21 protein-coding genes are annotated in these 25,789 nt (G+C 39.9%); 3 read left to right on the top strand and 18 right to left on the bottom strand.

The genetic code is table 11. From position 1 onward, the window contains the following. Nucleotides 1-70: 70 nt before the first annotated feature. From NNJ73_RS01045 to NNJ73_RS00965, 17 genes are all read right to left on the bottom strand, one after another. Nucleotides 71-1,384: a BID domain-containing T4SS effector gene (locus NNJ73_RS01045; RefSeq protein WP_254492323.1), complete on the bottom strand. Its 1,314-nt coding sequence runs from the start codon at nucleotides 1,382-1,384 to the stop codon at nucleotides 71-73. A gap of 356 nt (nucleotides 1,385-1,740) precedes the next feature. Further along, complete coding sequence (locus NNJ73_RS01040) at nucleotides 1,741-2,565, bottom strand: BID domain-containing T4SS effector (RefSeq protein WP_254492322.1); 825 nt, start codon at nucleotides 2,563-2,565, stop codon at nucleotides 1,741-1,743. 342 nt (nucleotides 2,566-2,907) lie between these two features. After that, nucleotides 2,908-4,053, bottom strand: a complete 1,146-nt coding sequence (locus tag NNJ73_RS01035; protein ID WP_254492321.1) for a BID domain-containing T4SS effector — start codon at nucleotides 4,051-4,053, stop codon at nucleotides 2,908-2,910. Nucleotides 4,054-4,357: 304 nt separating this feature from the next. Beyond that, nucleotides 4,358-5,956, bottom strand: coding sequence for a BID domain-containing T4SS effector (locus NNJ73_RS01030; protein ID WP_254492320.1), 1,599 nt, complete (start codon nucleotides 5,954-5,956; stop codon nucleotides 4,358-4,360). Between the two features lie 1,165 nt (nucleotides 5,957-7,121). Beyond that, on the bottom strand, nucleotides 7,122-9,038 hold the full coding sequence (traG, locus tag NNJ73_RS01025; protein WP_254492319.1) for a Ti-type conjugative transfer system protein TraG: 1,917 nt from the start codon (nucleotides 9,036-9,038) through the stop codon (nucleotides 7,122-7,124). Between the two features lie 148 nt (nucleotides 9,039-9,186). Continuing rightward, nucleotides 9,187-10,821, bottom strand: coding sequence for a BID domain-containing T4SS effector (locus NNJ73_RS01020; protein ID WP_254492318.1), 1,635 nt, complete (start codon nucleotides 10,819-10,821; stop codon nucleotides 9,187-9,189). A gap of 11 nt (nucleotides 10,822-10,832) precedes the next feature. Beyond that, nucleotides 10,833-11,048, bottom strand: coding sequence for an antitoxin VbhA family protein (locus NNJ73_RS01015; protein ID WP_254492317.1), 216 nt, complete (start codon nucleotides 11,046-11,048; stop codon nucleotides 10,833-10,835). Between the two features lie 80 nt (nucleotides 11,049-11,128). Continuing rightward, nucleotides 11,129-12,199 carry a P-type DNA transfer ATPase VirB11 gene (virB11, locus tag NNJ73_RS01010; protein WP_254492316.1) on the bottom strand — a complete coding sequence of 357 codons (1,071 nt, stop codon included), beginning with the start codon at nucleotides 12,197-12,199 and terminating at the stop codon, nucleotides 11,129-11,131. Next, on the bottom strand, nucleotides 12,196-13,374 hold the full coding sequence (gene virB10, locus NNJ73_RS01005) for a type IV secretion system protein VirB10 (RefSeq protein ID WP_254492315.1): 1,179 nt from the start codon (nucleotides 13,372-13,374) through the stop codon (nucleotides 12,196-12,198). Before virB10 ends, virB11 begins: the two co-directional genes overlap by 4 nt. Further along, complete coding sequence (virB9, locus tag NNJ73_RS01000; RefSeq protein WP_254492314.1) at nucleotides 13,367-14,233, bottom strand: P-type conjugative transfer protein VirB9; 867 nt, start codon at nucleotides 14,231-14,233, stop codon at nucleotides 13,367-13,369. Before virB9 ends, virB10 begins: the two co-directional genes overlap by 8 nt. Then, nucleotides 14,230-14,934, bottom strand: a complete 705-nt coding sequence (locus NNJ73_RS00995) for a virB8 family protein (RefSeq protein WP_254492313.1) — start codon at nucleotides 14,932-14,934, stop codon at nucleotides 14,230-14,232. Before NNJ73_RS00995 ends, virB9 begins: the two co-directional genes overlap by 4 nt. Continuing rightward, complete coding sequence (locus NNJ73_RS00990; RefSeq protein WP_254474541.1) at nucleotides 14,888-15,202, bottom strand: type IV secretion system protein VirB7; 315 nt, start codon at nucleotides 15,200-15,202, stop codon at nucleotides 14,888-14,890. The genes NNJ73_RS00995 and NNJ73_RS00990 overlap by 47 nt, the downstream gene beginning before the upstream one ends. Before the next feature lie 211 nt (nucleotides 15,203-15,413). Further along, nucleotides 15,414-16,418 carry a type IV secretion system protein gene (locus tag NNJ73_RS00985; protein WP_254474540.1) on the bottom strand — a complete coding sequence of 335 codons (1,005 nt, stop codon included), beginning with the start codon at nucleotides 16,416-16,418 and terminating at the stop codon, nucleotides 15,414-15,416. Next, entirely contained in the window at nucleotides 16,405-16,938 is a 534-nt protein-coding gene (locus NNJ73_RS00980; RefSeq protein ID WP_254492312.1) for a type IV secretion system protein VirB5, read from the bottom strand. Before NNJ73_RS00980 ends, NNJ73_RS00985 begins: the two co-directional genes overlap by 14 nt. Continuing rightward, nucleotides 16,935-19,289 carry a VirB4 family type IV secretion/conjugal transfer ATPase gene (locus NNJ73_RS00975; RefSeq protein ID WP_254493183.1) on the bottom strand — a complete coding sequence of 785 codons (2,355 nt, stop codon included), beginning with the start codon at nucleotides 19,287-19,289 and terminating at the stop codon, nucleotides 16,935-16,937. Before NNJ73_RS00975 ends, NNJ73_RS00980 begins: the two co-directional genes overlap by 4 nt. Nucleotides 19,290-19,311: 22 nt before the next feature. Beyond that, nucleotides 19,312-19,620, bottom strand: coding sequence for a type IV secretion system protein VirB3 (locus NNJ73_RS00970; RefSeq protein WP_254474537.1), 309 nt, complete (start codon nucleotides 19,618-19,620; stop codon nucleotides 19,312-19,314). 1 nt (nucleotide 19,621) lies between these two features. Beyond that, nucleotides 19,622-19,945, bottom strand: coding sequence for a TrbC/VirB2 family protein (locus NNJ73_RS00965; RefSeq protein WP_254492311.1), 324 nt, complete (start codon nucleotides 19,943-19,945; stop codon nucleotides 19,622-19,624). A gap of 394 nt (nucleotides 19,946-20,339) precedes the next feature. Here NNJ73_RS00965 and NNJ73_RS00960 point away from each other — a divergent pair, with 394 nt between their 5' ends. Further along, nucleotides 20,340-21,086 carry a hypothetical protein gene (locus NNJ73_RS00960; protein WP_254492310.1) on the top strand — a complete coding sequence of 249 codons (747 nt, stop codon included), beginning with the start codon at nucleotides 20,340-20,342 and terminating at the stop codon, nucleotides 21,084-21,086. Between the two features lie 631 nt (nucleotides 21,087-21,717). Here the strand turns inward: NNJ73_RS00960 and NNJ73_RS00955 are convergent. Further along, entirely contained in the window at nucleotides 21,718-22,077 is a 360-nt protein-coding gene (locus tag NNJ73_RS00955; protein ID WP_254474533.1) for a helix-turn-helix domain-containing protein, read from the bottom strand. A 1,531-nt stretch (nucleotides 22,078-23,608) separates the two neighbouring features. On the opposite strand from NNJ73_RS00955, the gene NNJ73_RS00950 reads away from it, so the two are divergent. Together NNJ73_RS00950 and NNJ73_RS00945 are read left to right on the top strand one after the other, a co-directional pair. Then, nucleotides 23,609-24,454 (top strand): TIGR01459 family HAD-type hydrolase, encoded by an 846-nt coding sequence (locus tag NNJ73_RS00950; RefSeq protein ID WP_254492309.1) that lies wholly within the window; start codon nucleotides 23,609-23,611, stop codon nucleotides 24,452-24,454. Further along, nucleotides 24,454-25,470 carry a bifunctional riboflavin kinase/FAD synthetase gene (locus tag NNJ73_RS00945; RefSeq protein WP_254492308.1) on the top strand — a complete coding sequence of 339 codons (1,017 nt, stop codon included), beginning with the start codon at nucleotides 24,454-24,456 and terminating at the stop codon, nucleotides 25,468-25,470. The genes NNJ73_RS00950 and NNJ73_RS00945 overlap by 1 nt, the downstream gene beginning before the upstream one ends. The last annotated feature ends 319 nt before the right edge of the window (nucleotides 25,471-25,789 follow it).

Here is a 25,789-nt window from a genome sequence, read left to right as displayed (position 1 = left end):
TCTTGGCGCAAAGTAACTCTATCCTGTGTTGCGCCAAGATGTTGGATTCAATGTAAAAACTTATGTCTGCTTAGCTGGCAAAAGCCATCGCTTTTGGGGCGGTAGTTTTGCGAGGACGCAAATCTGTTTCTCTTTCTCGTTGCTGGGTAGAGGTCGTTGCTCCTTCATGCGTTATTATTGAAGCCTCAAGGCGTTGAGCAGACTGTGAGACGCCTTGTTGTTGCTGCAAGCTTTGCCTTCTTTCAGATGCTTCAGGGCGTTCTTGTTTTGCTTGCTCGGTTTGTAAAAGACTCTCTCTTACCTGTGTGACAGCTGTTGCATAATTGTCAACGGCATCAATGAGGTGAGAAAGACCCGCTTCAGCATGGATGCGTGCTCGATTTCTAAAGCCACAAAAATTACGACCAGCGTATTTCTGAAAAGATTGAGGGGCTCCGGCAAGTTGCTGTGCGAGCTGTTCTATTGTTTCAGGGTTTTGGAAAAGCTCTTCTACTTGTGATTGCAAAGTGTTTGCGTCGCCAAAAACAACTTTGCTCCAATATTGGATTTGCGCATGGTGTCTTTTGACTTTTGAATTTTGATGAATTTGGGTGGACATCTCTGCTTCTGAAAGACTTTCTTTTTTCTTTTCAGAATGACTCGGTTTTTTCAGCAGTTTATCGACAGCCTCTTTTCCCATGAGGCGTTGATAGTTTTTGAGTTCTTGCTCTGGAGATTGTGAGAGGCTCTCTCTTGCCTGTCTTACGGCTTCTGTATAACAATCAACGGTGACACAGAGGGCGGAAAAACTCTCTTCTGCTTGTCTGCGTGCTTGATTTTTTAAGCCCAAAATGCTTTTGCCGGAAAGTTTAGCAATGCTTTCAGGATGGGCTGTCATGCGCCATGAGAGCTCTTCTCCCGCTTGAGGGTTTCTTTGAATTTCCTGCATTTTCTCTTGCAAAATGTTGGGGTTGCCATAGGCTCTTGCGGATAAACGCTCGATTTCTTCTTGATAGGTTTTAACCAATGAATGGTTGGGAAGTAATCGAGAGATTTCTTCCTCTGAGAGAATTCTTGCTGCTCCTTGGGCAACCTGTGGAGCAGCTGTTGTGCGTGTTGTTTCAGCTTCTTGCGGTCTTTGGGTCGCGCGCGTGCTTGAAAGAGGCGTTGTTGAATGCGTCATTCTAACAGATGCCTGTGCACTTGTCTGCACAATCGTTTCTTCTTCTAAAAGAGAGAGCCTTCCCTCATCTTGTTCCGGTATCGTTGATAGTCTTTTGCTTTTTGAAGGCGTTTCTTTAGGAAGGGGGGCAGTGCCTGAGACCTCTGCTGCTGCTTGTTCATAGAGCCTTATCAGTTCTTGTATTGAAGAGGATGGAAAAGGGTGAGGGTGATCTTTTTTCATGCACGTTTCCTTTCAAAAATTGTTTTAGAAAACCTCTTTGGGGCATACTCATTCTTTATGCTTGATCACTTTGAGACAAAGGAAGATATCGAACTGATATGCGCTCCAAAGACCTGCGCTATTCGAGATCAGAGTAACGGATATTTATGTCTTTTATACAGTTTTTTTGTGAAATATTATCAATAAGTTACAATAAATAACAGGGGTCATTTTTAGGACCGTTTTAGGACTATTTTTTGTACCATTGTAAAACAATTCTTGGCGCAATCGTAATAAGATGCTTTGCGCCAAAAAACTCTCTGAAAAAAAGATTAAATAAAAAACAAAAATTGATCTGTTTTGATGTTTATGCCCCTTTACATGGCATAAGCCATTCCATGCCTTTGTCTGTGAGGGCTGTGCTCTGGACTATTTTGTTCTTGTCCTCTTGTGTGATGATGACGATGATGATGGCTTTCACCTTTCTGAGTATGTTCTTGATGGCGTCTTTGTTCCGCATGAGGGGTTTGCAAAAGCCTCTCTCTTGTCTCTCCTACAGCCTGTGTATAACCATCAATGGCGTTAACGAGGTGTCTAAAACCCTCTTCAGCTTGTTTGCGTGTTTGAGTTCTCATGCCAAGTGCGGAGCGGCCAGCGAGTTTATGAATAGTCTCAGGATTTTCAGCAAGTTGATCTGACAGTTCTTTTCCTTTACTGGGATTTGTAAGGATATCTTGCAAGTGTTGCTGTAAAATATTGTCTTGTCCATAAACAATTTTACTCCAATACACGACCTCTTCCGCATAGGCTTGCACCTGTGGATTTTTTAAAAGCTGTACAGTCATTTTGTCAGCTGTAAGGGGAGCTCTTCCTCTTTGTTGTGGGGAAACCTCTGTGTAATCGGTTTCAGATTCTGATAGTCGTTGTTGATGACGTCCAGCCCTTGAAGGAGAAACGCTGCTTACGGATGCGTATAAAACTTCCTCTTCGCGTCTTGGAGGAGCAACCGTTGTATAGTCTGTTTCAGATTCTGATAGTCTTTGTTGATGACGTCCAGCTCTTGAAGGATCAACGCTGCTCACGGACGCGTATATAATTTCCTCTTCAGGGATTGGACTGCGCTGGTTTCCTCTGTTTTGTTTATTCACGGTTGCATAGAGGGCTTCTGGATTTGCAGAAGGGTGTGGATGATGTTTTTTCATGCCTGTTTCCTTTCAATATTTTTAGAAAACCTCTTTGGTGCATTCCCCACTTTTAGTTTTGATAACCTTTATACAAAGGAAGATATCCAACTGAATGACCTCCAAAGATTTCGCGCTATTCGAGATCAGTGTAACGGACCTTTGTGTCTTTTATACAGTTTTTTTATGAAATCTTATCAATAAGTTACAATAAAATACAGCGTTCATTTTTAGGACTATTTTTTGTACTATTCTAAAACAACTCTTGGCGCAACCGCTATAAAACAATTTGCGCCAAGAATTTCACTGAAAAAGAGATGATATGAAAAACAAAAATTGATCTGTTTTTATGTTGATACCCTCTTACATGGCATGAGCCATTCCTTTAATCTCTGTTTTTCTTTGTCGTTGTGGGCTGTGTTCTGGACTATTTTGTTCTTGCCCTCTGGCGTGACGATGGTGGTGATGGTGACGTCTGTGTTCAGGGCTTCTTTCTGGGCTTTCGTGTTTTTGACCTCTTTCCAGATCACGTGTAAAGTCTTTGTGGAGCCTTTTTGTCTTATCTATATGTCTTTCAAGAGCTGAGCAAAGGTGGCGAAAACCGTCTTCAGCCTCTTTGCGGTCAGGGCTTTTTATACCAAGGACTTTGCTTCCTGCAAGCCTACCAACACTTTCAGGATTGGCTGCAAGGTTCCATAAGACTTTTTCTGCCCCTTTAGGATTTTCAAGAATCTCAGAAAGTTGCTGATTCAAGGCATGTGGATTACCATAAACAACTGTACACCACTCTTGGGTTTCTCTTATACCATATTGAAAGTCTGTGTGTTGTAAGAGCTTTGTCATAACCACATCTTTTTGGGTTCTGGGAGGGGGCGTTGTTGCTCTGCCAACGCCTTCGTAGAGGGGATTTTCCCGTTTCTGGGATTCTTGTCCACCTTCAGCGCCCATGCCTAGTGTTGCATAGACAGATTCTACTGGTTTATAGGGAGCGCGTCTGACTTCTGTTCTCGGATCAATTTCTGCATAGAGATGTTCTTCTGGTCTTGGGGGATGGCGCAGATCTTGATTGCTTCCGCTTGGTGAGTCATAGAGGGGGTTTCTTCGTTCTTGGAACTCTGTTTCACCCGTCGCTAGATTAACGACTGCATAGGGATCTACGAGTTTGTCGGGGGAGGGGGTACGCGATCCCCTTCCAACGGCTGCATGGGTGGATCCTAATGGGTATTGGGGTGCATAGATCGTTCCTCCCAGTGGATTTTGGGGGGCATAGACAGTTTCTTGTGGTCGTTGAGAAGGGGAGGTATCATATCCAGCTGCTTCCGTTCTTGGTGTGTTGTAGGGGGAATCTTCTTGGAGGGTTGGTTGACTTCTATTTGCTGCTTGTAAGTCTTCTGGGCTTGGGGTGCGCGGACTTCCTCTTCCTCTGTTTTTATTCACTGTCGCGTAGAGAGGCTCTGGCTTCTGGGTTTCTGGGGTTTGAGATTCTTGGTGTGGGTGGCTTTTTTTCATGGCTGTTTCCTTTCAATATTTTTAGAAAACCTCTTTGGTGCATTCCCCACTTTTTTGATAAATCTAAAGCAAATGAAGATATCAAATTGAATGCTTTCCAAAGATTTCGCGCTATTCGCCCCTAGTTTAATGGAGATTTATGTCTTTAATACAGTTTTTTTGTGAAATTTTATCAATAAGTTATAATAAATTACAGGATTCATTTTGGGGACTATTTTTTGTAATATTCTAAAACAATTCGTGAGCGTAATCACGATGAGGGTTGGCGTCAAGATTTCCGTTGGAAGACAAAAGATAGCATCTTTTAGCCAGTCAGAGCCAGTGATGAGGAACGGCTAACTTTCAAGCTGCGGGCTTGACATTGGACGTCTTTGGTGTTCTTGACAGCCTGTGCAATTTCTTTGGCTTTGCTTTCCGATGTTCCAAGGAGGCAAGCCAATCTTGGATGATCTTTTTCTTGTATGGCTTTACGATCTTCTGAGGAGAGACGATTGTGTAATTGGCGTGAAAAGGTATGGAGTTCTTGTCGGAGTGCAGGAGAATGCAATAAAGCTTCCCTTTGTCGTTCTTCTGGTAAGGCAAAAAGGTTTTGTAAATTTTTTCCAGGTTTTTCAATTATGTGGCTTAGGCGTTTTTGTTCTCTTTGGTGTTGTTTTAAAACTTCATCTTTTGTTTGTTTTGTTATGGCACCATAATTTTTAAGAGCTTGGCTGAGTTGTGGAACGGTCTGTTCGGCATGTCTGCAACTTGGACTTTTCATATCAAGGATTTTTCTCCCTGAAAGTTTAGAAACGGATTGAGGGTTTTCTAAAATTTCATCAGCAAATTGATTTCCTAAGTTTGGAGCTGCCGTTATGATATCTAGTTTTGTCTTTAAGGCTTGGGCTTTACCATAAACAATCCTTGATAGGTCTTCGACCTCTTTTCGGCTTGCTTCAACATAAGTGTCATTTGAAACTCTTGCAAATAACTCGTCGTTTGTGAGAGGAGCTAAGGTTTCTTGTGGAATGAGGGTTTCTTTTACACTTTGAACGTTGGTTTTTTGAAAGCAGAGGCGGTCGCCGTTCTGTAACGTTTTGATTTGTTCTGGGGGAAGATCATCTTTGTGGCCCACGACGAATCCCCCTCCGACTTCCATGACAAAACCTTCTGCTGAAGTGCCTCTAAAGATGCCGTCATAGGAAACACCTTCTTTTGCTGCAACAACAACGCGATTGTTAATTTCATCCAGTTTAGCTTCTCGCATTTGAGAGATAAATTCTTTTAAAACAAGAGATTTTTGCGGATGGGTAACATCTTCAAAAAGATCTTTCATCGGTTGAGGATTGCCATATTGCATGGCTTCAATACAAGCTGCTGTCATGCGTCCTTTTGTGATGAACGAAAAGTCAATGGTATGGCCTGCTGCTTGTCCAAGTTTTTCCATAAACATTCGATTGACGCGTCCATTGCCTTTTCGGAAAGGGTGTGCGTGCTCGAGCGCCATAAAAACTTCAGCGGCACTTTCAGCAAACTCTTGGCGTGATAAGCCTTGTAAATTGTTCTTCTCTCTCAGTGTTCTTTCCAGTTGTTTGAGCTCTTTTTTTATCTGTGGACCGATGGCAAAAGGAACTTCATAGCCTTTGGGGCGCATCGCTGGCATATGGGCGGAGGTGCCATCTTCAAATTTAAAGGATGTATCGCGGGTCTGACCTGCCCATTCAAAAGTTTTGTAGAACAAGCTCCAGTGGATTAATTTGAGATACGCGGTATCAAACTGTTGGGGTGGGGGGGCATGACGAAAATTAACAGCCTCTTTTGCGCTGTCATGGGCGCTGCGTTCATACAGTTTTTGGGGGTTTTTGATGCCATATTTATTTTTGAGTGTTGAAGTTCCTTTATAGAGGTAATTTTGCTCTAACATATCGTCTCTCCTGAGAAAGTAGTAATTGATACGCGCCCTTAAACGCGGGTCATGTTGAAAGTCCCCCATCGCGTATTCTTTTGAGATTTTGAGTGTTATGAGAGAAAGTACTCTTCCCTCTTTGAGGTAAGGGAAAGAAGCTAAAAAGAAAAATATTGTTTAAGATTTTTGCTGTTTTGCTTTTAGTAAAGTTGTTTGCAAAAGCGCTTTGATGAAGGACGCGGATATGGCGGAGAGAATTGCTCTTGGTGATCGGATGGCTTTGAGACTTTTCATATACAGCACTTAGATTGGGAAGTTTATGAATAAAAGCAGTCATCAAGAATTTTACTCCATAATATTTTTCTTCTTGGTCTCTGTGAACATCTTGTTGGTCTATATTTAAAACAAAATGTTTTTTACTTGGTCTTGTTACTCTTATTGTATTGTGCTCCTTTAAGATCCATAAGAGGGAAAAAACTTTCTGTGGTGAGAAAGAAAGGTGCTTTTTCAGCGCTTAGTTGTTAAAATAGAACACATTATGATATCGTAAAGGGGGGGGAAGCTTCTATAAGAATGATTTATTCATTTTGGTGTATCTCCTGAATGTTTTTAGGAAAAAATCAATGCTTATTGTGGGGGGAGAGCTCTTGTCTCAAAGGGAAATCTTTTGTTTATTATGTTCTTTCATGGAAGGTACGTCCTTTACGTAAAATAGAACACCATTGTGGTGCATCTTCTCAAGTTTGTTTTAAAGAGAAATCATTTATCCATTTAGCAATGGTGGCTCGTGAAGGGTACAACGGGAAAGCCTCCATAAAGTGTGTAAAATCTGTTGAGTGCTTCCATTTTTAAGCTTTATTTTTTACGTTTCATAAAGAAGCGGGGACCATTACACACTTTGCTAGCGCTAAAATATTGCGGATCAAACCTTGGATTTTGGGGTGTTTTGGGTATTGCTCTTGGTTGGGGGATGGGCGTTTTTTATAAAAATTTAAAGATCATGGGCGCTGGTAAAATGATACGCAAAATAGAAAGGGGAAAATATAAAAAAGAAAAATCACGGGCTTTTTGACCCTGTTTTTCTTGTATGGTAGCGGGGAGTTTTTTTGTTCGTAGGCTTTAAAAAAAACAGCAATGTATACTTTTTGTTGTTATTTTTCTTTCAGTATCTCATTGATGAAGGTTAGTTTTTCTTTTGTGGGGCAAAGCGGTTTTTTGCCGCTGCGGCTAGCATTTCTTTTCTTCTGAAATAGATGGCACGACCACATCGCAGAGGGGGTTGCCCTTGCATAAGAATAATTTGTTCATCTTGACGCATTTCTTGAATAACTTCGTGGGGTAAAATAAGAGCTCTTTGTTGGTAATTGATGTTGTAAGAACTCTTTCCTAAAGATAAACCTCTTGATTTGTTCGTTCCGGTGACTTCAACGGTCATTTGACCACAGCGTTCTGAAATGTCTTTCGCTGTTTGAAGGTCTTTAATGGCAGCATAGCTGACAAAGGAGCAGCTTTCAAACCATGAACGTGCTCCTGCTTCTCCAAAGTGATTGACCAACTGACCAGAAGATTGATAAAAGAGCATCAAGGATGTTCCGTATTTTCGTCCACGATCACGTGCTTCTTCTAAAATATTCATATAGCCTAAAAGATCAACTTCATCTAAGACAAATAAAACACGCTTTTTATACTTACCATCTGCTGTGACCATGGCATTGAGAAAGGCACCAATAATCACACGTCCGATTGCTGGATAACTGTTTAAAATGCTGGCGGGGAGATTGAGAAAAACATCTGTATTGCCATCTGTGATATCTGAGGAGGAAAAATCATCGCCGCAGACAAGATTTGCGTAATTGGACAAAGAAAGCCATTGGGTATCTTTTGAGGCGGTTGTATAAACGCCTGAAAAGGTTTGTTCTGCCATTTCTGTAAAAATCCCCACCATTTCGCGAATAAAAGGAGAAGGGGTGGTTTCTTGAATCATGCGTAATTGATTGACAACCGCTGTTTCTGATTGTGAGAGAATGCCACGCAATGTTTTTAAATTGCGCTCATCGTCCTCATATTCATCAGAAAATATAACATGAGCAAGAAGAGCCGTTAAAAGATTATGGGCTTGTGTCGAGAAATATTCCGCTGAAGAATTGTCGGATTTTTTATCTGTAAGAAGCAGTTTGGAAAAGCTTACAATATTCGCTTCACGTTGTGTGCGTGGGACGCTGTCATCTAAAAGCCAATCGATAACATTAAAATTTTTTGTTAAAAGTGAATTAGGATCGAGAACAATAACATTTCTATTGCCCATTTTTTGACGCGCAAATTTGACCATTGGGGCAACTTCTGTTGAAGGATCAAGACAAATAATAGAGCCTGGATAGGTTAAACACGTAGGAACTACTGTACTTGTGGTTTTATAACCACCAGAACCAGCAAAAAAAATCATATGGGTTGAACCAAAATCGAGATTAAAGGTGAGCAAAGGGGCTGTTCCACCCTTGCCCCATGTTGTTTTATTGCCAGGGGCAAAGGGAATTTTGCACACATTATCTTGATCAACACGGTATCTTTCTCCCACAACAATTTGCCCATTGGCAGGAAAGATTTTTGCTGCTTCATTTAAATTCATCCATGCGGCATCCCCAAAAACACCTTTTTTGGCACGCTTGACCCTATTTTTAGGGGGAGAGGTTGTGATGAATTGAATGATGGAAAAAAAAACACCAATGATGATGCCAAAGATAACCATGGGATCCATGAATTGAAGCGCATAGCTCCACGTTATTCCTTGTTGGCCAACATAGGGACTTAAACGTTTTAGTTCACCCCCAACATAGTAAAGAGCAATGGTGCCAAAAAAGACCAAGGAAACAAAAGTGATGATTTTACGCAAATGCAGTTTTTGCGAGAGACTATACAACAATGAAACAGCAGCTGTTAGTGCTAAGACTAATAAAGGCTCTGAACGAAGGGTCCAATACATTTGATCGCTCTTAAGGCCATTTGTTAACAGCAACAAAAAATGAGGGACAAGAAATATCGTTAAAGCACCTAAAGCAATAGGGGTTAAAATAAGGACCATTTGTGTCTTGGTATATTTCATTGTATATTACTTTCAATTCTTTTTAGAATATGCTGTGAAATGCTCTTTTTTCAGGGGTGCAATACTCTTTTTTGCAAAGGCGCAAGATAACGCTAACTCGTTTTCGTTTATGCGCTCTTTTCATGAAAGAGGAAGGTTTTATCCATTCTTAGCTGGCCATAGCGAGCACATTTGAACGGTTGATTGTACGCGTGCAAGTTTGTTGGTGTGCTTCTTGGACTTGCTTAATGGTTTGTGTAATTTGCTTGGCTTTATTTTCTGAGACACCAATGCTTTGAGCCAATGTTTCATAATTATTATTTTTGACAGCTTTATGTTCAGTTGCGGAAAGACGACTATTGATGTTTTTTACAAGATTGGTCAGCTCTTTTTGAAGTCCAGGATTTTTTGCTAAAGCTTCTTGCTGTAATTCTTTTGGCAAGGCAAAAAGATCTTGCAAGCTTTTACTTGGCATTTCTACTGTTTTTGCACAGCGCTTTTGTTCTGCCGTATGTTCTTGAGTAATTTCCTTCTCCGCATGTTTTACAGCATGAGCGAAATTTGCAACAGCAGTACAGAGGAGATCAACATGGTTTTTAGCGTTTGCACGTGCTTGATTTTGGAGCCCACATAAATCAAAACCTGCAAGATGAGCAACAGAGTCTGGTGCCTTTTCAATCTGGTTGGCAAGCTGTTGACCTAAGCTTGGTTTTTTAATAATCTCGACCATTTGTTTGTCTAATGTTTTTGCGTTGCCATAAACAATTTTTGCCAACTGATGAATTTGGTTTCGTGCTGTTTGAACACAGGCATCTTCTGCAACCCTTTCAGCCTTTTCACTTTTTGTCAAAGGGGCTAATTTCTCTTCAGGAATGAGAATGCCTTTTAACTCTTGTGTTTGTGGAACGGTGAAGGTAAATCTATCACCGGGTTTTAATGTTTTGAGTTGTTCTGGTGTGAGATGTTCTTTATTTCCGATGATGTAAGCTCCTTTCACATTGAAGGCAAAGCTGTTAAGGCCAGCACCTCTATACATGCCCGTGTAAGTTTCACCTTCTTTTACAACCATAACAGGACGATCATTCACGTTGCGTCCGCTGTTTTTCATGTTATCCATGAATTCTTTTAAAAGACATGCCTTTTCTGGATTGGAAATATCTTCAAACAGGTGTTGCATCGGTTCTAGATCACCCTTTTCTGCTACTGCAACACTGGCAAGAAGCATGCGTTCTTTTGTGACAAGCGAAAATTCAAGTTGATGGCCTGCGGCTTGAGCGAGATTTTCAAAAAATGCCCGTTGTGTGCGTCCATTGCCTTCTCTGAATGGGTGGATTTGGTTGAGAGTGTTAAATAAGTTTATTGCTTCAGAATTAAATTCTTCGCGCGATAAGCCTTGCAAATTGTTTTTTTCGGCAAGCGTTTGATCTAATTGTTGTAAACCTTCTTGGATCTCATCTCCGATTGCAAAAGCATTTTCCCAGCCTGTTCTTTTCATTTCGGGCATGACGGCTGTGGTGCCATCTGAAAATGTAACGGGGATATTCCGAGTCAAACCAGCCCACTCAAATGTGTTGCTAAACAATTTTTTATGAATATGGCATAGATAGGTGCTATCGAACTTTTCTGGTAAGGACTCTTCGCGCAGATTAATCATCGCCTTTGCTGTGTCATGCGAACATTTTTTCAAAAAAGTATCAAGGTCCTTTGTGCCATATTTATTTTTTAACGTAACAGTTTTAGGATAGAGATAATTATGGGGAGAAGGGGTGTTTATATTTTTTGTTTTTGCTTTTGCTTTGGGCATGGTTAATCTCCTTATAGTGGCGCGTTTTCCATAAGCGTATTAAATTCTTCGAGTGAAATATTTCCCCTTGCGTATTCTTCTAAAATTTTTAGCGTTGTGGAATGAAGCTTTATCCCTTCTATTGTATGGGTGTTGATGGCGGCATCAACGGCTTGGCGGCGTTGTTTTAATTCTTCCGCTGTCATCGATAAAAGGTTTTCTTTGTTTCCTGTTGTTTTGCTTTTCATGCATTTTTCCTTTTTCCTTTTATGGGCGATGTATGTTCAATCGTTGCTTTAAAAGAGCCTTCAACCGATGTGATCTTATTCTAGTCCCCGCCAAAGATGTTCCGTTGTTTGAAGGGATCATAATAAATTTCTGTGACCTTAAATTTCCCTTCAACCCGTTTGCATTGGATGATGATATCAATCATTGAAATCAATAAACCGCGAATATCATCACGCTCTAAATCACCCCCTCCTTCACTTTCTTTGACTAAAAGGGTCATTTGCTCAAAGGCAGCAAGGGCTGTTGAGGCATGGACCGTCGTAATGGAACCTGGGTGGCCCGAATTGACATTGCGGATATAATAAAAGGCTGTACCATCTCGAAGTTCCTGCAAAAGAATACGATCAGGACGCATTCGTAAAGATGATTCAAGCAATTCCTTGGGGCCAACAGAAGCTAAGCCTTGTCCATCTTTTGAATAGATCATCGAGACATGATTAGGGTGTGGGATTACTAATTCTTGGGTGTCTTCAATGGTGATAATACGCTCGTCTTGAGGAATTTTGGCGATTAATGCTTTTGATAATGTTGTTTTCCCCGAACCGGTTTTTCCCGCAATCAAAATATTTTTTTGGCATTTTACAGCTTGATTTAAAAAGGAAACAAAGTCTTTATCGCAGTAGGCATTGGCTAAGTTATACTCAATGACTTTGAGTTCATTAAAACGAGAATGATAATCATTCAATGGTGTGAAAGAAACCTGCTCACAGTGTGAAAAAAGACCTTTATTCGCTAGTTCTTCGAGAGAAAAACTCTGTGATGATGGTTTACGAATGGTCATACTAATCGTGTCTTTTTCGACAGCTGGTGGAATGACAATTTGAATGCGCTCATTACCTGGCAGAGTCGCGGATAATATTGGATTCTTATCTGATATATTTTGCTTGGAATAGGACGCGACAACTTTCGCGATCCCCATAAGCTCATTAAAAGAGAGAGCCGGTGCTTCTATTGTTTTCCATCCATCAATCCCTTCCGTCATTACTTGATAGGGACGATTGATCACAATTTCGAAAAGACTCTCATCTTTCAAAAAAACACTGATCGGTTCAAGTTTTGTTAGAACAATCGCGACGGTTTCATCGCTCATGGTGTGTAAGGTTTGGTTCATTCTAAAGGTATCGCAGAATTTTTGTAAAAGTTTTTTGAAACAGCTCGATTGATAATCTGTTTTTTGTTTTCGATGACGTTCAGTTTATAAACGCCAGAAAAATCTAAATCGCGGGCAACAAAAACATTCACTATTTCTCCTTGATTTTTAGATAAGGTTGGAGGAATATTGGCGTAATTTTCGACAATAATATTTGCGATGTTCTGTCCGGAAGAGATTGTTTCAGTCTCTTCTTTTTCTTGTTTTTTTGATAAACGTTTATTGGTATAGCTTGTTACATCTTTTATCAGGGATACAAGAAGTGCAGAGCCAATCCTCTCTAACCAATGATTATCAATATCACCATCAATTCCAGAGCGTCCTAAACTGTCTGTTGCCGGTGAAGCTAAGGATATAATGATACCATTGGGGGTTTTTGCTCTATTCCATAACACAAAGAGACGTTTTTGGCCTTTTTTCAATCCAGCGCGATATTCACCAACAATTTGAGTACCTTTATCAAGAAGCACAACACGACCATTGTCGGATAAAATATCTCTGGAGATGATACAACTGGCAAAACCTTGTTGATCGCTATTGATGGCTGTTTCTAAGATACAAGGGATAGAAGTTCCCATTGTGATGATATAATTTCGATTGCCAAGGGTTGAAGCACGAATCCCTTCAAGAACCGTGGGTTTGAGAAGATGATTAAAGCGTTGTGTTGTTTCATCAGGCTTGCTTTCTAGTTGGTGAGGCAAAGCGCTGTTATTGGTTTGTGAATCTGTTTTGCCTTGTTGTGCATTCGTATAAGCTAATACGGGAGCACGTTGTGCAGCTTCCAACAGAGGATCATCAGAATTTAATTGATTGATGTTGGGTGTTGGGAGCTCGACTTTGGGTAACAAAGCGTTCTTTCGGTGCGCCTGTTCAGGGGAAGAAGGGGTAGGCTTTGCAGGACGGAAAAGTTCTGTTTGTTTGATAACTTTTCCTTCTTTTAAAGACTCAATCGATTGTTTTTTCTCTGTTGGTTGTTTTTTGTCTGTGACAAGTGTGGAATAGGCTAAATAAAGACAGACACTGAAAAGAATAATAAGAGCAATGGCTTTGCCTACATTGCTTTGTTGACTTTTTCCTTGAGCATTTTTTATGGTATCGCGATCATTAATGTTTTTTTCATCCACGGTATTATTCATGGCTGTTTCCTATGTTCACTTTACGTTGTACAGATGGTGATGTTGTTCCTGTTTCAGGGTTAATTCCTTCTGGGACGAACCTTTTATTAAAGATGCACAATACTTCATTTCCACGCCGTAGCGTGAATTGTGCCGCTGTCGCATGAACAATAACCTTGTTGCCTTTGATTGATTTAGGAATAAGAGCTTCTTGCCCATCAGGCGTTACAAGGTAAATGGTGGGGATTTCAACATTGCCTAAAAAGGTAAAGGTGGTTGTTTTCCCATTGTCATAGACAGAAGCAGGTTCAATGAGGGATGAACCTTGGGCTTCATAAGCCCAATTGCGGGGGCCAAAATCTTCATGGATATTTAAAATATCATTGACATAATTTTCTTCACGTTGTGCGGCTTTTGCTGCTTCGGCTAACTTCTTACGCAAGGCTTCATCTTCTGGATAACGAAACTTGACCAAGAAATAGGTTTCATTGCCGGCTGAAACATCGCCTTCACGGATTTGCAGCTCAAATTGATAAGAGCGTTGTATTCCATCTTGGCGGCTTGTGACGATTTGTAAATTGGTTACAGGTTGGATTTCACGCGGTTTGAGAAAAACAAAATGGCCAGCTGGCGCAACTTGCCAAGCAACCGAATTGCCAATTCCTACATAGGTTACTTCTTCATCATCGGCAAATTCCAGCTGAACGGAAGAGCGAATGGAGCCAATGATTTGTACGACGTTGTAGGGGTCATAATTGACAAATCTGATGCGGTTGTCTTTACGGGCACTGACAGGCGCTGTTTCCGCAAATGAGAAAACTGTGTGAAAGCCTTGAGTGATCGTAAAAATTAAAAAGATTATTTGTAAAAGTCTGATCATTTTATCACCTCTGGATCAGATCTATATTCCGATACTTGAAAACCAAGTGGGTTGATGAGACGATCAGACGTTGAAATATGTGCGTTTACGTAAGAAAAATTTAAGATTGAAACCCAATGGGAAATATTTTCTTTTTCATTAAAGTCTCTGACCGTTTTATAGTAACGAACTTGAATAAGATCTTTGCTTATAAAAGAGATTGATTTGATTGTGACCGTTGCAATCATGTTATGATAAATATTTTGCGGACTTTCTGGATTATTGCCTGCGTACCATGTTGCAAAACGGTTTTGTTCTTTTGGAGAAGATAAAAGAGAGACTAAGCGAAAATTGTTTTCTGCTTCTGAGGCTTGAAAACCTTCACGTGCACGAACATATTGGCTGGCAAAATAACGCGTTATCGCTTCATCATAGTCATTAGGAGAGTCTTTTAGGGCGCTTACAGTATCGATGATGCCTGTTGAGTTATCAACGCGGATAACAAAAGGCTCTACCGTTTTCAAAGGCGTTAAAGCTGCGACAGCCAAAGCCAGTGCAATCGTCATCAATCCAAAAAGCACTGTTAAAGCCATGGAAATTTTCATCCGTATACGCATGCCATGCATGCGATCAATATCAAATGAGCGGGCTTCTTTTATATATTCTTCAAGGGCATCACTTTTCATGCGGAACCTCCACAGTTTTGTCAGATCGTGCTTCATGAATAGCCGGCTTTAATAAAGCTGGGTGAATTGCTAAGTTGGCTGTTGCTTTTTCACTTTCCAAAGTATTGAGAATGATAGGTGTGGTAACAGGCTTTACAGCCTTTTCTGGGTAGGCAACGTTTTTATTGTCCCAATTCCACTTATCTTTATTTAAAGCACGTGTCTGTTTGCCATTACAGCGTGGTGGTTTTTTGGGACCACTCAAAGAGGCACAGCCGGAAAGCGCGATTGTTAGGATCATAACAAAAGTTAGTTTTCGTTTCATTTTTTGAACTCACAGATATCTTGGAATACAATGCATGAGAGCCTTTTATTTTGAACACTTTTACAAGTTTATGGGAGGCAAGATTGTGATTGGTTTTATTGTAAGACTCAAGATGTTAAGTCTTTCATGGAACAGGATCATGGTGCGTGCGCCAAAGGGCGCACGCAAAGCAAAAACCAAAATGCTTCTTCTTTTAAAGAAATGCTTTATCTTAAAACCGACCACGACCACCTCCAAATCTTCCTGCTTTTGCTGCCGCGCCTGCTGCACCTTTAGCAGCATTCCCGGCAGCTCCTGAGATTTGTGAAGCAGCACTTTTTACAGCATTACCACTCGCTCTTGCACTATTGGCAAGCATTGTGAAGATCTGTCCTCCTGAAGAGACACCAGCACTAAAGTATGGTCCGCCAGAGGCCAGCGCTGTGGCAATACCAGGAAGCGCCCGGAAGATAATAACACCTATGATCGAAATGACGATGACAGGGGGAAAAAGAATGTAGATTGATTCATAGGAAACTTTGAGGACCTGTATGATAACTTGACATATAATTGTTCCAAGCATGATTACGAGAACTTGTAAAATGGTAAAATTAACCAAAGTTGTAATCCACGCATCGGTGTATTTTCGCGTTGCATTGAACAAATATAAACTAATGAACAGAGGTCCAAGACCTATAATCATGACCAGTGCAACTTGGGCAAACATTTGGACAATAAAACCACCTATACAAAAGAGAATAACAGCAAGAAGCATGATAGAACCAAGAAGACCCACAATGATCTTTTCAAAAAACCAAGCATTGTATAAAACTTCTTGATAGCGGTCACTTGCCTTTAACAAAATATAATCAAAAACATTGGAGTTTGCAGGATTGCTGTTTAACGCATTTCCAATAGCGTTGGACAAGTCATTGAAGAAAATATCTTTAACATAACTATTAAACGTTTCCGCATTCGTTGCCATCGTTGTTACAACAACGATTTTAACAACATTATTGAGAAGACTATGCATGGAAAGGGCAACGCGACCTGTCATAACATTATAGCCATAAAGAAAAATAAAAATGATTGCGGCAAGATTTAAGGGCGCTGAAATTGCAGAAGATAACCCACTCACCGTTGTGTCCATCACATTATCGAGGGGCTTTAAAATATACCCAGAAATGCTTTCAAAGGGAGAAAACTTATCAAATGTAGGAAAATTATAGTCTGACATCTGCACTAGTACTTTCAAGTTTTTCTTTTAGCTTTTCTTCTTTTTCTTTTAATTGTGTTTGAAGTGTTTTATGTTTTTGTTGCTCCTTTTCTTCACGCAGCTCTTCTTTTGTCTTCGTATCTCTGGCTTGAATCATATCAAGAGACTGAAGTTTTAAAGCATTCGCTTGAAGATCGGCTTGCAGAAGAGAAACTTTTACTTGAAGCTCTTGTCGAAGAGCTTGAAGATTCTGCAATTCTTCAAGTTTAGAGTTTTTGTCAGCGTCTGATGTCGTTTCAGTTTTTGTTCTCTCTATTTTTGATTTAAGTTGTTCAAGTTGATCTCTTAGTTCTTTAATTTTTTTTGTCGTTTCAGTAGCAGCCTTATAAATTGTCTCAGCGGTTTCTGATTTTGCAGCCTCGAGTTTTTGTGTATTCTCGAGCGCTTGCTTATAATATTCGTCTGCATCGGGGGATATTTGTGAGAGCGCATGAGAAATAAAAGAAAAAGATAACAGTGTCACTAAGCCATATTTTTTCATTGTTTTTTTCTCCTCTGATAAAAGATGGGCAGCCATTTTTCAGGGTCTGCGCCATGTTCGTTTATAATTTCATTCATAAGTTCAATATTTTTTGTTGTGCCGCTTAAAACGGCAATCTCATCGTTCATTCCCCGTAAGTTAAGTTCTGCAACGACGGAACTTTGCCCTTGTTTGACGAGAAAACGACGGGATTCTCTACTTAATTCTGACTGTATCAGTTCAAATTCACGCTCAGTGAGTTTAAAAGCTTCAACATAATCATTGTAATTTGCTTTTTGATTGGGAAAAAATATTTGGGTGGGGCATTGTTCAATAATGGTATGGGCGATTGTGGAGTTTAAAGCGTCTTTAGGACTTTGGGTTGCAAAGAGCATCATGCCATTTTGTTTACGGATTGTTTTAAGCCGATCTTGCGCAAAAGCTTTAAAGGAATCATCTTCCAAAGCTTTCCAGAACTCATCAACGACAATAATGATGCGTCGTCCATCAATCAGATCAAGAATGCGGTGAAAGAGGTACATCATCAAGGGGCGCCGAATTTCTTCATTGTCTAAGAAATCGGTCATGTCATAGCCAATGAATTGTGCATTTAAATTAAGATCATCTTGATCATTGTCAAAAACCCATCCTAAATCATTGCCTCTAATCCAGCGTTGTAGCCGCATGGCAATCCCTTCTTTGGATGTGTTGTCAAAAAACAGTTGAAGGGCTCCAAGAGAGCGGTGTGTTGGGGGTAAGTTTTCTAAAGAGTCAATGGCTTTGGCGATATCTTGTCGCTCTTCTTCTGTTACAATTTGCCCTTCAGCTGTGACGAGCTTTAAGATCCAATGACGAAGAAAAATTTTATTTTTTTCATTGTATTCCATGCCCTTTAAGGGAGCAATCCCCGTGGGCTGTCCATTTTTGAGAGGTTTATATTTTCCACCTCCAGCGCGGACAAAAATCTCCGCTCCTTGATCTTTATCAAAAAAAACCATGGTCGGATTGTGTTTTTGTAATTGTGCAAGAAGAAAATTAACAATCACTGTTTTACCAGATCCCGATGGACCACAAACAAACGTGTTGCCAAGATCACCATAATGAAAATTAAAATAGTAAGGTGAACCAGCCTGTGTTTTGAGCAATGCGACAGCTGCTCCCCAAACATTATCGTTCAATTTGCCAACGGGGAAAGAATGGAAGGGCGATAAAGCTGCAAAGTTTCGGCTGGTAATGGCGCCTGAACGCGCACGATAGCTAAAGTTTCCAGGCAATTGTGCCCACCATGCGGCTTCTAATCCTAAATCTTCTCTGGCAATTACGGCACCCCCATTGGTTAAATGAGAACGTGCTTTTGATAAGTTCTCCGTCAATATTTTGGGGTGATCCGCAAAAACGGCTAAAGAAATATGATGTTCGCCCAAAACAAAACGGTTTGACTCTAAATCATCCAAGGCTTCATCCAGTGCATCAATTTGTGAGCTAGCACGGTCGGCTGCATTAATCATTTGATTTTGCTTGCGGCTCATAATGGCACTGGCAACCGCTTTACTTTTAAAAACAAACGATTGTGTTAAGATGAATTCAAAGGGGACCGTAAGCAAACCATCGGTCATCCCTGGGCGGGTTTTTGAAGGGTATTCTTTCCAGCCAAACATGCCGACAAAGCGTTCATTGCTTTCATGGCGAATTTCAATAATTTCTTTCCCAAAAATAACACGATCTGAGTAAATCGTTGAGGCAATGGTGCCAAATGTAAGAGGAATACGTTCACGTCTTCCTCCCACCAGTTGGTGGAGAAATTCACTTTGTTCAGAAAATAAAAGTCCTTCATGTTCATAGATTGATAGGAGACGGACTTCATATTCTTCTAAACCTTGCATGAGATCTTGGCTTAACTCTTCGAGTTTCCGAATAGCTTCTGCGTCGGGTTCAGATTGTGTTTTTTTTGCTTTGCTCAAGCGCTGAAAAAATGAAGCTAGTTGTTGTGTCTTGTCCGCTGCGGGATTCCAAAGCAGTGAAATAAACAGATCATTGCGATACAGCTCTTGCGAAACCATTTTCTTTTTATATTTTTCATCTAATGTTGTTGCAAAAGATGAAAGAAAATGACCTTCTGGATAAATTGTTTCACGACGACGGATGATGTGAGAATATAAAGCAACCCGTTCATCTGCGATATTTTTCAAAAGAGTGTTTAATTGGTTGTGTAAAGAATTGAGTTGATCAATGTCTGCCGTGTCAAAATTGACACCTTCAACAGCCATCACAACCATTAAACAGCGTGAGTTTAAAGCAATGACATGCTGGTTGATGTAGCGTATGTAGGGAATATATTCTTCAGGCAAAGTTTCCCGTTTCATCATTGACATCTGTTTCACCGGTTTTGTTCCTTCAGCGTAGTTCCTTATAAGTGCGGACAAGGCGTAAGGGGGAGGTAGAACCGCCTCCCCATCGGCTGAGATTTTTTTGTTTTCCTCTTGTATTGAGCCACGCAAATAATACGCGAAATTGGTTGTGATCATATTTTGTCACTTCACGTAAAATAAAGTGCATCCCGATGCCTAAACCAAACATGGTAAAACCACTGGTCAAAATAAAGAGAATAGATGTTGCCATGACATTGAGTGCCATCGCTTCCATTGTAACACCGGCAAACATGGCCGGACGTGTACAGGCCAAGAAAAGGGTATCTTCGTTCATTTTATGTTGTGCCCGCTAATTTACCGACGAGAGTGGGAGCCCCAAAAACAATCGCAATACCCAGAACACAGTAAGCTGCTTTGCGTAAATCAATAAAGCCGTACATCCAGCCAATACCTACAGCAGCAACACATATAATGGCAATGAGCTTTGCCGTTGCGCCCGTCATCATTGTAACAATGTTGCCTAAAACACCATCAAGATTCCCGAAATCACCCCCACTAGGAGAAGAAGGAGCAGCATAAGAAAGATCGGACAAAAATACTGCTGTAAAAAGCAGCATGGTCACGATAAAAATGATGTTCTGAAATCTATTATCTGTCATTTTACCTCTCTTTAACAAACAATATTTGTTCATCTGTTGACATTTCATTGCCTCTAACAACTGGAGAATTCTGTTATTTTTGACAGTTTAAACTCCTTGTTTTTTTTGTTTTTAAAGTCTTGATCGTGGATTTTCTCACTCTCAAACGCTCTTCTTAAAGAGACAGAAGTCTTTTCAAACTGAGATTGTGTTATATAAAAATGGCAATTTTAAGTTGTGTTTCTGGTTAAGACAACAATATTAAAATAAGGTGAGAGAGAATATTATTTTTTACAAAATGTAGTTAATATACAAAACAGATATTTATATTTTTTTCTTTAAAAACAAGGGGATTGCTGATAAATAATGTAAAATGATAGAAAAATATGAACTTTTTGAGCGAGCGTGTTAAGAAATGCTATTTAAATGGATTGTTATTATTTACATTATGGGGGCCATAGTGTGGGGATTAAGCCAATATAGAGATAAAATAGATTTCAGCTTTCTTAAAATATTAAAAACGCAAGATATCCAAGATATTGTGGATCTCTATCGGGAAGAAAAAGATTTAAGTCAATCGATTACTCAACAGTCTTTAGAAAAAAATGAACCTGCGCTTGAAAAAAATAAACCAGTGCTCGATCGGCAGAGGACAGTTTTATCAAGTGATGGTGTCAATAATACAGTTGTTTTTCATGGAAGGGCATCGGTTACCAGTGGGGTTACGTTTAAATTGCTGACGCCTTCTGCACAATCTTGGCGATCTCATATGACTCGTGATATTCATCTTTATGGTGTGGACACATGCGCACCCCGCCAAAAAGCAAAATTAAAGGATCAAGAATGGCCCTGTGGTGTGGTTACAATGGCTTGGCTTGTTACCAAAACACTTGATCAGGATTTATCTTGTAAGCGGGCTTTTATGCACAATGGTGTTTATTATGCGCAATGTTTTGTTCAAGGGGTTGATTTAGCCGAGGCAGGTCTTACAGAAGGGATGTTGGTGCTCTCAAAGGAGGGCAAAAATCCTCTTCCAACGCAGTACCATCATGCAGAAGAAAAAGCACGTAACAACAAGATTGGTCTTTGGTCAAGCGACTTCACCGAACCTTCAAAATGGCGGCAAGATAATGGATCTTACAACCCCTTTGCAAGCCCGTGATTGGTTTTATTGATTCTCCTTGATGTTTATTGCAAAAATGTGTGAGATCAGGACAAACCTTACAGTCTCATGAGAGGCGGTTCCTTGAGGTTGGTGATATGAAATAAATCAAGTCAATGTGCTCACTTAAAAAGCTGGATTGTTGCATTATTTACAGACTGGATTGGATTGAAGCGTTTTTGCGCTTCAAGGTGCGCAGGAAGTTAACTTTTTAGGACGTTTTTGCTCGTAGAGCTTCATGGAACATTGTCCTTTGAGATGTTGAAGTCAGCTCAGTGAAACTGTTAGACAAGACATCAGATTGTAAGCTGGTCCTTTTAAACGCAGGGGAGAGGATAGAACTTTTTCAAATTTGGAACAGTCAAAAGAAGTATCGCTCAATATTTAAGGCTTATATCATAAATTGTTTTCATGATGGCTCAATGAGAGCACTCTTTCCATGATGTGTTGCGAGATATTTTCAGAAAAATATTGATGAAGTGGCATGAAGGCTTATGAAGAAAAAGTCGTGCTTTCTATCCTATAAAGTCAATCAAGGAGAACCTGTAAAAAAACGCGTTGTTTATAAATTGCAGGGCTTTGTTCTTTAAGATAGTAAGAAGATTAAAGGATAGAAATCACTTAAAATATTTTAATTTTGATCAGAAATTAATTTTAAAATGGCTTTTTGTTTGACAGAGGTCAGGACTCTAAAACTTTTTAAAAGCAAAAATTCCTCTTTGCTTGATGCAATTTCTTCATGAGGGTACGAGGTGTTTTCTTTTGTGATAATATCCGCATAAAAAAAGGAAACCGGAACTTTTAGGATATCGGAAATTTCCTTTAAACGTCCTGCGCTCACGCGATTTAAGCCTTTTTCATACTTTTGAATTTGTTGAAAACTTACCCCTAAAGCGTCTCCTAAGGTTTTTTGAGATATTCCCAACATTTTTCGCTTCAAGCGAATTTTTTTGCCAACAAAAAGATCAATATTAAGGTTCTGAGCTTGCATTTGCCCCCTCCGGTTGCGAGCGCCCTCGCATTTAGTATTCCGGGAGCTTGAAAACACTGAACCCTAGTCAGCATTTTGCTTTTAGTGCTGGGAAGCACCTGGACATAGCAAAATCTCCCGGAATTCCGGGACACCCACAGAGTGGGTTCATTTTTACGCTAGGGTTTTAGGTTTTCAAGGCCCACTTGATCGTTGCGTAGACGACCAAAACACCTTTTGATTCATAAAGTAATTTTAAGAGCTTGGCAATATTAAGATTTTGAGTTTGCATTTGTCCCCGCCTAGTGCGAGCGCCCTCGCATTTAGTATTCCGGGAGCTTGAAAACACTGAATCCTAGTCAGCATTTTGCTTTTAGTGCTGGGAAGCACCTGGACAGTGCAAAATCTCCCGGAATTCGAAAAAAAACGCAAAGCGGGATAAATTTATGGTTTGAGGTTTTGAATTTGTCGTTCCTCTTGATCTTTGCGTATGTGACCAAAATATCTTTCAGTGGGTAAAATAATTTTAAGAGCTTGGCAATAAAAATCGTTTTTCTGAAAACGGGTAGATTTATTGAAGGAGAGACTGTTTGCCTTTCAAATTTTTAAGACGTGCTCAGCAAAATGATGTCCTCAGCTCTGCATTTGTGAAGGGAGCAACAATCTCTCTGTGGAGTTTAAAATTCAGCTCTCTGTGGGTGCCTCACGAGGTCTTTGATCAATAACCAAAATGGCTTTTCTTATGTGGTTGAGATATCATAATGAGAGGGAAAAGCTTTCATGAGTGAACATCCCTCATGCAACACACAAAAACAGAATAGCTTGGATTTTGTCACTTCATCTGCTTGTTTAAAAAAAATCTTTCTCAAGGCTCGTCCTCATTTCATGAATGGTGCTGCGTGAAGTGTAGCAAGGGAAAGCTTCTATGGATAGGATAAACGCCATGTTTCTATCTTTCCTGAAAAAAGGTGTACAATGGCGCATAGTTCTAATCCTCTGTCAGTTCAAAATACTCCCACAATTTTTGCGTTTGAGAGGAAGAAATATTTTATTCTTTATCTTTAAGTGTTTTTATTGCTCATTCTACTCAATGAATGGGCAAACAAAGTGTTGTGATTGATTTAATATAAACAGATTTGAAATGAGAAAAGATATTTGGGCTTCTCATGAGGCTTGAAGAATAAACGATAATTATAAATCAAGGATTTTATCCCTAAGGAAGTAATTTTTAGGCGTTTTTTAATCTGTTTATTTTCCAAATTAAGAACTTGAGTATTTTCGCTAAAAAACTGTATCAACGCAGTTGTTGTTGGAATTGAAGTTTTTATGAAGAAATGAGTATTGTGGAATGATAAGCTTTTGTTATAAAGCGTTTTAGAATTTTGCACGACTTAACGATAGCTTATTTATTTTATCATTTCTTATGATCTTTAATAAGTGATGTAAAGTTGGGATATGGTTTGAGAAAGCAGATGACAGAAATATTATCTTTCGGTAAGTAGTTTTAAAGTAAAAGACAGCTTGATCAATGACAAATAGAGATAGGTCCCCCATGAATGAACTTACCCATATTGAGACTGTTATAGAACGTTATGATGCTGTTTTTTGTGATGTATGGGGTGTTGTGCATAATGGTGTACAGGCATTTGAACCAGCGTTGAAAGCATTGTATAAAATTCGACAAATGGGAAAAACGGTCATTTTATTGACCAATTCTCCTCGACTCCGGGAAGATGTTGCGGCCCAATTACAAAGCATGAATGTTCATCGTGACTATTATGATGCCATTATCACATCAGGGGATGTTACGCGGGATCTCATTTGTGCTGCACCGCGTAAAGTTTTTTTCATTGGTCCACAACGTGATTTGGTGTTGTTTGAAGGATTGACGTGTGAATTTGTTGAAGAAAGAGAAGCTTCTGTTGTCGTTTGTAGCGGTTTTCTTGAAGAGTTTGAGAAAGAACCCTCTGCTTATGAGGCGATGTTTCGTCGCATAAGGGCGCGGAATTTACCGTTTATTTGTGCTAATCCGGATGTGATTGTCCATTATGGAAATAAGGAATTTTGGTGTGCCGGCGCATTGGCACGTCTTTATCAACAATTAGGAGGGGAAGTTCGTATCGCTGGAAAACCTCATGCGCCTATTTATGAGTGTGCCTTTGAAAAACTTCAAAAAATACGGGGGACAGTAGAAAAAAGTCAAATTTTAGCGATTGGTGATGGTCTTTTGACGGATATTAAAGGGGCGGCTCAATTTGGTCTTGATGCCCTTTATATTATGGGGGGGATTCATCGTTATGATTATATGCAAAATGGTGTGGTTGATAAGCAAGCTTTGTATTCTTCTCTCGAACGTCATGGTTATAGGCCACAAGCAATCATGTGGGCACTTCAGTAATGGCTAATTTTTTGCGTCTTCAGGGAATTCGTACTTTTCCCTCAGTTTGGCGGGGAGCTGTGTTGGCACTTGGAAATTTTGATGGTGTTCATTGTGGGCATCAGGGGGTGTTGCAAAAAGCCCTTGATTTCGCACGGATAAAAAAGAAACCAGCTGTTGTTTTAACCTTTGAACCGCATCCAAGAAGTTTTTTTCAACGTTCAGCGCCTGTCTATCGTTTGACTGAGGCGGCTGAAAAAGCTGAAATTTTTAAAATCCTTGGCTTTGATGGCGTGATTGAACAGCCCTTTGATGCTCAATTTGCCACTCTTTCAGCCGATGAATTTATCAAATCGATTTTAAAGGAAATTTTTGATGTTTCCGTTGTGGTGACAGGTGAAAATTTTCAATTTGGTCATCAGAAAAGTGGAAATGTTCTTCTTCTTTGCCAAAGAGGAGAAGAAATTGGATTTCAGGTCGTGCAAGTCCCTTGCGTTTCTCATCCAGGTGTTTCTCGTTCTCAAGATTCACAACCGTTGATCATTTCCTCTAGTTTTATTCGGCAACTTCTTTCACAAGGGGAAGTGGACAAAGCTGCTCATTTGTTAGGCTATCACTATCGGGTATGCTCCAATATTATTCAAGGCGACAAACTTGGACGTCTTTTGGGATTTCCTACCGCTAATCAGATGTTGCCTCCTCAAGTTCGTTTGGCTCATGGTGTTTATGCGGTACGCTTGCGTCGTGCCAACGGTATTTTATATGATGGGGTTGCAAGTTTTGGCTGTCGTCCAACGGTTGTTAAAGATGGGGAACCCCTTTTGGAAACCTATTTATTTGACTTTAATGACGACCTTTATGGGGAAAGCTGTACCGTTTCTTTTTTCCAGTTTTTGCGCGGGCAAGAAAAATTTGATGGGCTTGAACCTCTGATTGCACAAATGCACCATGATGAAAAAAAAGCAAAAGAAATTTTAAAGACAGTTCAACCCCTCTCCAAGTTGGATAGGCTACTTACTTTTAAAAATATGCTCTAACTGTATCTGAAAAAGAGAGAAAACTCGCAAAAATAGCACTTAAAGTGATGATCATCACAAACATATATTCCAAAACATCACGGAATATATGTTTCTTGCGTTGTTGAGAGGGAGAATCGAATATCTGAAGATCTGATTGAGGCATTGTCTTTTTCAAAGTTAATTGTATGGTTTTTGTTGTCAATTAAAACTTTACTGCTTGTTTCTTTCTGATTCGTTAAAATTTATGATGAATCGTAAATGAATAAGGATACAGCATCTTTGGCAAGAAGAGATGAGAAGAAAAAGGAGAACTGTTTTTTTAACTTCTTACACTTTT

The organism is Bartonella sp. B1099, assembly GCF_944801835.1.
GTDB lineage: Bacteria > Pseudomonadota > Alphaproteobacteria > Rhizobiales > Rhizobiaceae > Bartonella.
The sequence above is the reverse complement of the archived record's forward strand: the minus strand, read 5'-3'. Positions and strand labels throughout refer to the sequence as shown.